The organism is Candidatus Pelagibacter sp., from assembly GCF_052049995.1.
GTDB lineage: Bacteria > Pseudomonadota > Alphaproteobacteria > Pelagibacterales > Pelagibacteraceae > Pelagibacter.
Map to the genome: position 1 here is coordinate 1 of NZ_JBNGYX010000013.1, position 9254 is coordinate 9254.

The 9254-nt window shown below is 23.6% G+C and carries 11 protein-coding genes; 4 read left to right on the forward strand and 7 right to left on the reverse strand.

What is annotated here, in order from left to right:
* From ACTT9Y_RS06905 to ACTT9Y_RS06935, 7 genes are all read right to left on the reverse strand, one after another.
* Positions 1-245, reverse strand: a 245-nt coding sequence (locus ACTT9Y_RS06905; RefSeq protein ID WP_440933623.1) for a hypothetical protein, incomplete at its 3' end; no start/stop codon positions are given.
* A 14-nt stretch (positions 246-259) separates the two neighbouring features.
* On the reverse strand, positions 260-976 hold the full coding sequence (locus tag ACTT9Y_RS06910) for an FkbM family methyltransferase (RefSeq protein WP_440933624.1): 717 nt from the start codon (positions 974-976) through the stop codon (positions 260-262).
* A gap of 12 nt (positions 977-988) precedes the next feature.
* The gene (locus ACTT9Y_RS06915) at positions 989-2011 is read right to left on the reverse strand and encodes an NAD-dependent epimerase/dehydratase family protein (protein ID WP_440933625.1); all 1023 of its coding nucleotides are present in this window, start codon (positions 2009-2011) and stop codon (positions 989-991) included.
* Between the two features lie 9 nt (positions 2012-2020).
* Positions 2021-2899: a hypothetical protein gene (locus tag ACTT9Y_RS06920; RefSeq protein ID WP_440933626.1), complete on the reverse strand. Its 879-nt coding sequence runs from the start codon at positions 2897-2899 to the stop codon at positions 2021-2023.
* A 1-nt stretch (position 2900) separates the two neighbouring features.
* The gene (locus tag ACTT9Y_RS06925) at positions 2901-3686 is read right to left on the reverse strand and encodes a transketolase (RefSeq protein WP_440933627.1); all 786 of its coding nucleotides are present in this window, start codon (positions 3684-3686) and stop codon (positions 2901-2903) included.
* Positions 3687-3716: 30 nt separating this feature from the next.
* The gene (locus ACTT9Y_RS06930; protein ID WP_440933628.1) at positions 3717-4487 is read right to left on the reverse strand and encodes a sugar phosphate nucleotidyltransferase; all 771 of its coding nucleotides are present in this window, start codon (positions 4485-4487) and stop codon (positions 3717-3719) included.
* On the reverse strand, positions 4475-5329 hold the full coding sequence (locus ACTT9Y_RS06935) for a TauD/TfdA family dioxygenase (RefSeq protein ID WP_440933629.1): 855 nt from the start codon (positions 5327-5329) through the stop codon (positions 4475-4477). Before ACTT9Y_RS06935 ends, ACTT9Y_RS06930 begins: the two co-directional genes overlap by 13 nt.
* 47 nt (positions 5330-5376) lie before the next feature.
* Between ACTT9Y_RS06935 and aepX the strand changes: the two genes are divergently transcribed.
* From aepX to ACTT9Y_RS06955, 4 genes are all read left to right on the forward strand, one after another.
* Positions 5377-6687 (forward strand): phosphoenolpyruvate mutase, encoded by a 1311-nt coding sequence (gene aepX, locus ACTT9Y_RS06940; RefSeq protein ID WP_440933630.1) that lies wholly within the window; start codon positions 5377-5379, stop codon positions 6685-6687.
* Entirely contained in the window at positions 6680-7792 is a 1113-nt protein-coding gene (aepY, locus tag ACTT9Y_RS06945) for a phosphonopyruvate decarboxylase (protein WP_440933631.1), read from the forward strand. Before aepX ends, aepY begins: the two co-directional genes overlap by 8 nt.
* Positions 7776-8852 (forward strand): iron-containing alcohol dehydrogenase, encoded by a 1077-nt coding sequence (locus ACTT9Y_RS06950; RefSeq protein ID WP_440933632.1) that lies wholly within the window; start codon positions 7776-7778, stop codon positions 8850-8852. The genes aepY and ACTT9Y_RS06950 overlap by 17 nt, the downstream gene beginning before the upstream one ends.
* Positions 8849-9254: LicD family protein (locus ACTT9Y_RS06955; RefSeq protein WP_440933633.1), on the forward strand; the 406-nt coding region annotated here is incomplete at its 3' end. The genes ACTT9Y_RS06950 and ACTT9Y_RS06955, both read left to right, overlap by 4 nt.

The following is a 9254-nucleotide window of genomic DNA, read 5'->3' on the forward strand; positions in this document are numbered from 1 at the left end:
AAATTGTATTCCAAATTGTAATCTTTATTCAAAATTTTGTTGTAAATAATTTTTTTATATTTTTCGAATGGTTGATAAAAAAATTCTTCCCATGTATTTTTCTCTTTATAATTTGAGTAAAAAAAATTGTTGAATTTAAAGTATAATATTTCATTTCTTTTTTTTCTCGCCAGTCTGTTAAGAGCATAAATTACATGTGCCCCAATTCCTGCCATTTTATCGTATTCAACAATAGTTAGTTTCATGAATTTTAATTAATTTAAATTTTATCTTTTCTTAATAGTGTTAATTCTATCATGTCAAAAATTTCTAAATTTGAATTATACTTTACAGGATCAATAACTTTGTTTGGGATATTTGCTATAACAAAATGATTTTTTAGTATTTTATTAAAAACTTTATTTATTAATTCAAAACTAAGTGGACTAAGTAAAGAATTAAGATGATGAAATTCCATTATAATAATTGGGAATTTATCTATAATTTTTTGATCTACATCATCAAATATATCATATTCTCCACCCTCAATATCTACTTTTAAAATTGTTTTTTCCAAATGTTCTTTAATAGGTGTTTCATCTATCCATTTTTTTAAAGTTATGTAGTCTTTTGATGAATTTGGTCCGATATATTTTTTTTTAAAAAAAAACCTTTCATGAGATATAGGAGGTTTTTCGACTGATGCATCTGCCATGTAACATTTAATACCCATATCTGCTAGATCTTTTTCAAATTGTATTAAATTACCAACCCCAGCTGTTAGACAATATTCAATATTATCTAAGTCTTTTGGAATAAAATATCCACCAGCACCATCTTCTCCGATTTTTATTAATTCAACTTTGTGATTTAGTGGTTTTAAAACATTATAAAGTTCTGTAATTTTTTGATGTTCTGTAAGTTGTCCAATATATATTTTCAAATTGAAAAGTATTTTTTTTAAAAATCTTCTTAAAAAATAGAATAAAGTATTCATAAAGATTACTTTTTATTTTAAGTTTTTATGCCATTCAAGAGTTTCTTTTAAACCATTATCAATATTCGTTAATTTGATTTTGCCAAATTCTTTTTCATATTTTTCTATAGATATATTTGCTTTGTCTGGTGCTCCTTTTAAATAAGTTTTTTTATCTGGAATTAAAAGTTTTGCATTTGTTATTTTTGATATTTTTTTTGCAAGATTTTTGATTGAAATAATTTTTTTTCCTCCTACATTATAAATTTCAGATTTGCCAAAAAAAAGTATATTTATCATCATTTTTAATGCATCCAAAACATATATGTATGATCTCAATGCATTCCCTTTGTCCATCATTTTAATCTTTTTAGTTTTAAGAGATTTATTAATAAATTGATATAAGACCCTTTCATCGTTAATTTTAGAACCAGGTCCATAAGCCAAACATAAACGTACCGATTTAGCATCAATTTTGAATTTATTTCTATATATATTTATTAAAGTCTCGCCAGCTAATTTTGAAAAAATATAACTAGAGCGAGAGTGGTTTGTATTTGCTTTTCCAATGTTATCCTCTGTATTGTTCTTTTTGTTTCCACTGTAAATCTCGCTAGTACTTAAAAATAAAAATTTACCATTTTTATTCAATTTACTTAGTAATATATGCAGAACTTTTGTATTTAATTGAAAAGTTTCGATAGGCTTACTTACAAATTTGTTTGGTTGTCCATATGAAGATAAATGAATAATTATATCATAATTATCAATATCTTTTTTTTTTAAATTAACTAAGTTTTTTTTTATAAAATTTATTTTTCTATTTTTTCTTAAAAAATTTAAATATTTTGGAAGCTTTGAAACATGACATATAGTAAGATGTTTTGGAGAGTAATCTAATTTGAATAAATTTAAAAAAAAACTTATAAAATAGTTTCCCACGACGCCAGTAGCGCCTGTAATTAAGATTTTTTTTTTTTTTAAAAAAATAAATTTTCTAAAATCAAAATTTTTTTCAGTTTCATTTAATATAATTTCTTTAAAAATATTTTGCATGACCTTAAGTTAAATTCGTAACAATTTTAGCAATTCTTTTTCTATATTTTTCTTAGTAAAACCAAGTGCATTATCATGTTGTTTTTTATTTCCATAGTTTGTTAAAAATTTATACGGAATACTAATGTTTTTTATAGAGATTTTTTTTCTAAATATTTTGTTTAATTCGTTGTTTAAGTTCGAGCTAAAATAAGGCTCAATAAGTAGAAATTTATCAATATTTTTATTTATTTTTTTGATCGCCACAACATCCAAAGGCCTAATTGTTGATAGATAAATTATATTTACATCAAATTTAAAGATATCATCCAAACAGTTCATTACTGGACCCACTGCTATAATTGTAGCTTTTGATCCTCTTCTTAACAGGTTTAATTTACCAAATTTAACTTTATAAGAATTTTTGTTTTCATAATCAGAAAGCCTAAAGTACATTGGATTTTTACTTTTAAAAGTTTGTGTAAAAATTTTGTTAAACTCTTCAGAGCTACCTGGAATAATAATCTGCATGTTTGGAATTGATGTCATTAAATTAATATCTTCCGCGCAATGATGAGTACAGCCCATGGTGCTATAATCATATGAGCTCCCTGTAGTAACAAATTTACCTTTCAATTTTTGATATCCAAAATCAATTTTTAGCTGTTCGAAAGCTCTTGCAATTAAAAAAGGCGCGATTGTATGCACTATTGGAGTAAATCCCATTAAAGCTAATCCTGCAGCAAAACTAATTGTTGATTGTTCTAAAACACCTATATTTTTTGATCTGTCTGGATAATATTTTAATAAATTTCTAAAACCAAAAACTCCAATATCACCTAATAATAATATTGATTTTTTATTTTTTTTGAAAATTTTTTCAGTAGTTTTTACAAATTGTTTTCTCATTCTATTTGATTTCCTTTAAAATCTTTTCATATATTTTGTTATCAATTTTTTTATGATGCCATTCATGTTGATTTTTTTCCATGAAACTTATTCCATTACCTTTGATAGTATCTGCTATTATAGCTAATGGTTTTTTTGATTTTAAGATAAATGATTTAACAATTTGATTATGGTTGTGACCATTAATTTTTATTACTTTCCAATTGAAAGATTTAAATTTTTTTTCTATGCTATTTACATTTATTGCTCTATCTGTTGATTTATTTTTATCAACAATACAAATTAAATTATTTAAGTTATAATTAGAAGCAATTAAACAAGTCTCCCAAATTGTGCCTTCATTACATTCACCATCACCAATTATACAAAAAACTTTAGAATTTAGATTCAAAATTTTTTTTGAATAAGCTATGCCAGCTGCTATTGGAAAACCATGGCCTAGAGATCCTGTTGAAGCTTCTACACCTTTAATTTTATTTTTATCAGGATGGCCACCAAAATTACTATTATATTTTGTAAATGAATTTAGTGACTTAGTTGTTATTATTTTTTTATTTTCTAGCACCACATATTGAGCCAAACTAGCATGACCTTTGCTTAATATAATATGATCTCTACTTAAGCTATTCGACTTAATTTTTCTAATATCTACAATTTTATCATATAAGATCCATACAATATCAAGTATTGATAAAGCACTAGGCACATGTCCATCACCAGATAATTTTGCTAACTCACAAATTCTAATTTTAAACCTATTGATTTTTTTTTTTAAATTTTTCTTCATTCAATTTTTAATAATAATCAAATTTAAAGATTAAATTAGTTTTTTATAATTTTTTGAGTTATTAAGTTTCAAGTAATCTTCTTTTGTATTAATATTATGCCAATTATATTTTTTTGAAGTATTTGTATACAATTTATTTTTACCAGATAAAATAAACTTATTTATTACATATTCCCAAGTATGTTCCTTACCAATATTATTAAAATATTTTTTCATGAATTTAAAAATTTCTATTTGAGTAGATACTGAAAATTTATTTATACATGCAATTTCTCTGTTAAATTTTTTTTTATAATTTTTCTTATGATCTATTGATAACACTTTCCTTTTTTCATCAATTTCCAAAACAAAACCCTCATTTTTAATACTACTGTTGGTTTTAATAACTGAACCAATTATATCTCTTTTTTTTTCTAAAATAATTTCTTTAGTCAGTCGATTATTAAAAACTAAATCACCATGCAACATTAGAATTTTTGTTTTTCTTTTTTTCCAGTGTTTTTCAACAGATTTCCAACTTACAGCAGATCCATATTTATAATAATTTTTGGCATAAACATAAAATAAATTTATCTTTTCTTTATATTTTTTTAGGTATGATTTGATTTGTTCAGATTTATATCCAACAACAAAGTAAAAATTTTTTATACCCAGTTTAATTAGGTTTTGAATTATGTAGTCAATTATTTTCTCTTTTTTATATTTAAGTAATGACTTAGGTTTATGTGTGAAGCTGTTAATTCTTTTTCCTATACCAGCTACAAGTATAATAGCTGTATAATTTTTTCCTATTTTAACCATATTCTCATTATTTTTCTTTGCTCTAATTTATTTAAATTAAAAGAAGTTCTTCCATGAGCCATTGATTTATTATTTATTATAATAATTTCGCCTTCAGATAATTTGTATTTTGACTGCATATTCTTACTACCCAAACATTTATCTAAAAAATCTAAACTTTTTAATTTTTCTTTTGAAATTTTTTTATCTTTGATTTTATATGCATTTATAATGTATTCTCGCAAATACCTAAATTCAAAGTTTTCTTTATTTTTTTTAAAAATTGGTGCCTTAAAAATGTAATTTGAGTTTTTTTTAAAACCTCTTCTTTCAAAATAAAATTTTTTACTAAGAATTTTAATAATTTTTGGATTTTTTTTTTTAATATAATTATAAATTTTTTCTCCATCAGCTAAAATTGACACTCCACCTTTTGCAGAATTCGTTAAGCAGCACATTATTACTATATTGGGTGTTGAATTTAATTGTGGACCATCTGTATGAATTGAGCCTCCGATATTTGATTGATGATAACGAATACTTGTATCAATTTTATAATTATTCTTTTTAATTGCATCTACATTTGGAGTTACAAAAACAGTTTTGTCTCCTTTTTTATTTTGTGAAACTTTTAAACCTAATACTTTTGAAATTAATTCTGAAAGATCAATTAATTTTTTTTTATTTTTTGTATTTAAATTAACTATAAGAAATTTTTTTTTATTAACAATATATTTTTCAATTATTTTTGAACCTAACTGCTTACAAGTTAAAAAAATTTGTTCTTTTTTTTTTTTATTATTTTGTTTTTTTAAATTATGAATTTCTTTTATGAATTTTTTTGTATCAATTAAAGTACTCATTAAATGATTATATTGTAAAATTTTAAAGATAAAGTATTACTATCGTAATGTTAAATAAAAAAAACCAAAAAAAAGTATATTTAGCTTTTTCATCAGATATTTTCGTTGGTCCGTATTTTAAAATCTTAAAAAAAGCATCAAAACTAGGATCTTTAACAGTTGGGTTGCTTACTGACAAAGCCATTTCCAAATATAGAACAATACCTCATCTCACATATGAGCAAAGATTCAATCAGATAAAAAAATTTAAATTTATTAAAAAAATAATACCTCAAGATGATCCAGATTATTCCAAAAATTTGAAGCTCTTAAAGCCAGATTTTGTGGTCCATGGCGATGACTGGATAGAAGGTATACAAAAAAAATACAGACAGAAAGTTATTAAAAGTTTAAAAAAATGGAAAGGTAAATTAATTGAATATCCGTATGACAAAACTTTTTCTACTGAAGAATTTAACTACTTTAATTTGAGCAATGGCACAACCCCAGTTCATCGACAATCTAAACTTAAAAGATTATTAAAAATAAAAAAAATAATTAAAGTTTTAGAGGCTCATAATCCAATTTCTGCACTTATAGTAGAAAAAATGAGCATAGATAAAAAAAATAAATTTGATGAATTTGATGCTATATGGTCGTCGAGCTTAACTGACTCAGTTTCGAGAGGTAAGCCCGACAACCAGTCTGTAGATTATTCAACGAGGTTATCAGGATTAAATGAAATTTTAGATGTTACAACCAAACCAGTAATTTTCGATGCAGATAATGGTGGTAGATTAGAGCATTTAAAATTTATGGTTAAATCTTTAGATAGAATGGGAATTTCAGCAATTGTAATGGAGGACAAAGTGGGTTTAAAAAAAAATTCTCTTTTTCAAAATCAAACTGGTAGTCAACAAGATACAATAAATAATTTTACAAAAAAAATAAAAATATGTTGTAAAAATAGATTTTCAGAAAACTTTTTAGTAATTGCAAGAATCGAGAGTATTGTCTTAGGAAAAGGTGTTGATCATGCAGTTAAAAGAGCAATTAAATATTCAAAAGCTGGTGCAGATATGATTTTTATTAGCAATAAAGACAATAATCCAAAAAAAGTATTTGAATTTTCAAAAAAATTTCGTAAATCTAAATATTCAAAACCACTTGTTGCTGTGCCATCAACCTATTCTAGCGTTAAAGAAAAAGAATTAATTAAAAATAATATTAATTTAGTAATATATGCAAATCATTTGCTAAGAGCTTCATATAAATCTATGGTTAATACTGCAGGAGAGATACTTCTGTATCAAAGAGCTTTAGAATCTGAAAAAAATATTTTGCCAATAAAAAAAATAATTAGTTTAATCAATGATTAATTGTGAAGAGCTAAAAAAAATTCTTAAATCGAATAAAATTAAAAATATTACTGGAGTACCAGATAGTAATTTAAAAGAATTATTAGTTTCATTAAATAAAGATAAGTACTTTAACAATATTACGGCTGTTAATGAGGGAGCTGCAATTTCAATTGCATCTGGTAGATACTTATCTTCTGGTGAAATTTCTCTAGTGTATTTGCAAAATTCTGGATTAGGAAATGCTATTAATCCATTAACATCACTTTCTAATAAGGAAGTTTACAACACTCCTTTGGTTCTATTTATTGGCTGGAGAGGATCCAGAAAAGATGAAATTCAGCATAAAAAGATGGGAAAAATTACAAAAGAAATTCTTAATTTATTAGAAATTAAAACTGAAATAATTGAAAAAAGAAATGATTTAAAAAAACTAGATAAATTAATTAAACTTTCAAAAAAGAAAAAAAAAATAGTAGCTGCTTTGTTTCATAATTCTTCTTTTGAAAAAAGTAATCATAATAAAACAAGCGTTGAAAAGAAAATAAATCAACTTTCAAGAGAAATTGTTGTTAAAAAAATTTATGAAAAACAAAAACAAAAATCATATATAATTAGTTCCACTGGATATATTTCAAGGCAACTTTATAAAGAAGCAAGTGAGAATCCAAAAAAAAATATAAAAATTTTATATTCTATTGGGTCTATGGGTCATACAACATCCCTATCTCTTGGTATTTATTCAGCAACAAAATCTAAAGTGATTGTTATTGATGGTGATGGTTCAGCTCTAATGCATTTAGGCTCTTTGTCAACAACTGCATATAATTCTGGAAAAAATTATAAATATATTTTAATTAACAACGGTATACACGAGTCTGTAGGTGGGCAATCCACTAATTCATTTAAATTAAATTTTAAAAAAATTTCTGAAGGTTTAGGTTTTTTAAATTACATACAATTGAAAAAATTTATAGATTTAGATAGAAAAATTAATTCTTTTCTAGTTTCAAGTGGACCTTCTTTTCTTGAAGTAATGATTAAAAGTAAATCAAATAATGAATTACCTAGAATTAAAAATTTAGATTTAATAAAGAAAAGACTGATAAGTGCAAAATTTACTTAAAAATAAAAAAAATCTATTTAAAATATTAAATAAATTTAAACTTAAAAAAATATTAATAATTTCTGGAAAGAGTTCTTTTCCAAGAAATATTTTGAGACAATTTATTCGTAATGACAACATTAATATATATTTTAAAAAGAATAGAGATCCTGAATTTACAGAATTTAAAAAATTAAGAAAAATTTTTTTAAAACTTAATCCTGATATAGTGATGGGGATTGGTGGTGGATCTGTTTTAGATCTTACAAAAGTGGTTTATGTAACAAAGAAAATAAAAAAACCTAATGAAATATTTATTAAGGACGTGTTAACCAAACATCCTATTAGACAGAAAATAATTCTTTTACCTACTACTGCTGGATCTGGAGCGGAAGCAACAAATTTTTCTGTTATGTATTTTAGGAAAAAAAAATTTTCAATTTCATATAAAATAAAAAAAAAAATAATAATTTTAATTCCTGATTTAGTTTTGAATAATTCTAAAAAAATAAAAGGACCAAGTGCTACAGATACTTTATGTCAATCAATTGAATCAATTTTATCAATTAACGCAAATTCAACGAGTTTTAAATACGCAAAGAAATCTCTTAATTATTTTTTAAAGAATTATAAGAATTATTTTCAAAAACCAAATTCTTTTAATGCATTAAATATGCAAATTGCATCAAATTTTTCTGGTAAAGCAATAAACATTTCTAAAACTACTGGGCCACACGCTTTATCATATTATTTGAGTACCAAACATAACGTACCGCACGGTTATGCTGTTTCAATATTTTTGACTAAATTTTTAAAATTTAATTACAACATGATGCAAAATGACAAAAATTTGGCTAAAAAATTCAATTTATTATTTAAAATATTTAATGTCAAAACAATAACTTCTTTAAACAATAAAATCGAAAATATTTTTAAAATTCTTTATAATGGCAAGAACTTTAAAAATATTTTAAAAAAAGTAGACAAAAAAAAATTAATTAGCAGTGTTAATCTTCAAAGACTTAAAAATAATCCAATAGAAGTAAAAAAAATTGATCTCTTTAAGATTCTTAATTTATGATTAGTTATATTTTTTCAAAAGAAAAAATACAGAATGAAGACATCTCTAAGGAGAATTTGATTATTGCTAATCAATTACTTGTTGAAAATCAAGTATTTCCATTCTTATTATATGGAACTTTACTTGGAGTTTTTAGAGATAAAAAATTAATTTATGGGGATAACGACATTGACATAGGTTGTAAATATGAGGATTTTATAATCAGCAAAGAAAAAATCATTCAGAGTTTCAAACTTAGAGGGTTTGTTTTAGCTAAAGAAAATAAATCGTTAATTACCTTAGTTAGAAAAAATGAACATATTGATTTATATTTATTTAGAAAAATTCCAATTTTGAATAGTTATTTCTCCATGAATTTTTATATACCTTCAAAATATTTATTAAATTTAAATTATATATCAG

What these genes read in the sequence shown, in the direction of transcription:
- ACTT9Y_RS06925 (WP_440933627.1), bottom strand. Translation starts at nt 3,686, where the DNA reads ATGAAGAAAAATTTAAAAAAAAAAATCAATAGGTTTAAAATTAGAATT.
- ACTT9Y_RS06930 (WP_440933628.1), bottom strand. Translation starts at nt 4,487, where the DNA reads ATGGTTAAAATAGGAAAAAATTATACAGCTATTATACTTGTAGCTGGT.
- aepY (WP_440933631.1), top strand. Translation starts at nt 6,680, where the DNA reads ATGATTAATTGTGAAGAGCTAAAAAAAATTCTTAAATCGAATAAAATT.
- ACTT9Y_RS06935 (WP_440933629.1), bottom strand. Translation starts at nt 5,329, where the DNA reads ATGAGTACTTTAATTGATACAAAAAAATTCATAAAAGAAATTCATAAT.
- ACTT9Y_RS06910 (WP_440933624.1), bottom strand. Translation starts at nt 976, where the DNA reads ATGAATACTTTATTCTATTTTTTAAGAAGATTTTTAAAAAAAATACTT.
- ACTT9Y_RS06915 (WP_440933625.1), bottom strand. Translation starts at nt 2,011, where the DNA reads ATGCAAAATATTTTTAAAGAAATTATATTAAATGAAACTGAAAAAAAT.
- ACTT9Y_RS06920 (WP_440933626.1), bottom strand. Translation starts at nt 2,899, where the DNA reads ATGAGAAAACAATTTGTAAAAACTACTGAAAAAATTTTCAAAAAAAAT.
- aepX (WP_440933630.1), top strand. Translation starts at nt 5,377, where the DNA reads ATGTTAAATAAAAAAAACCAAAAAAAAGTATATTTAGCTTTTTCATCA.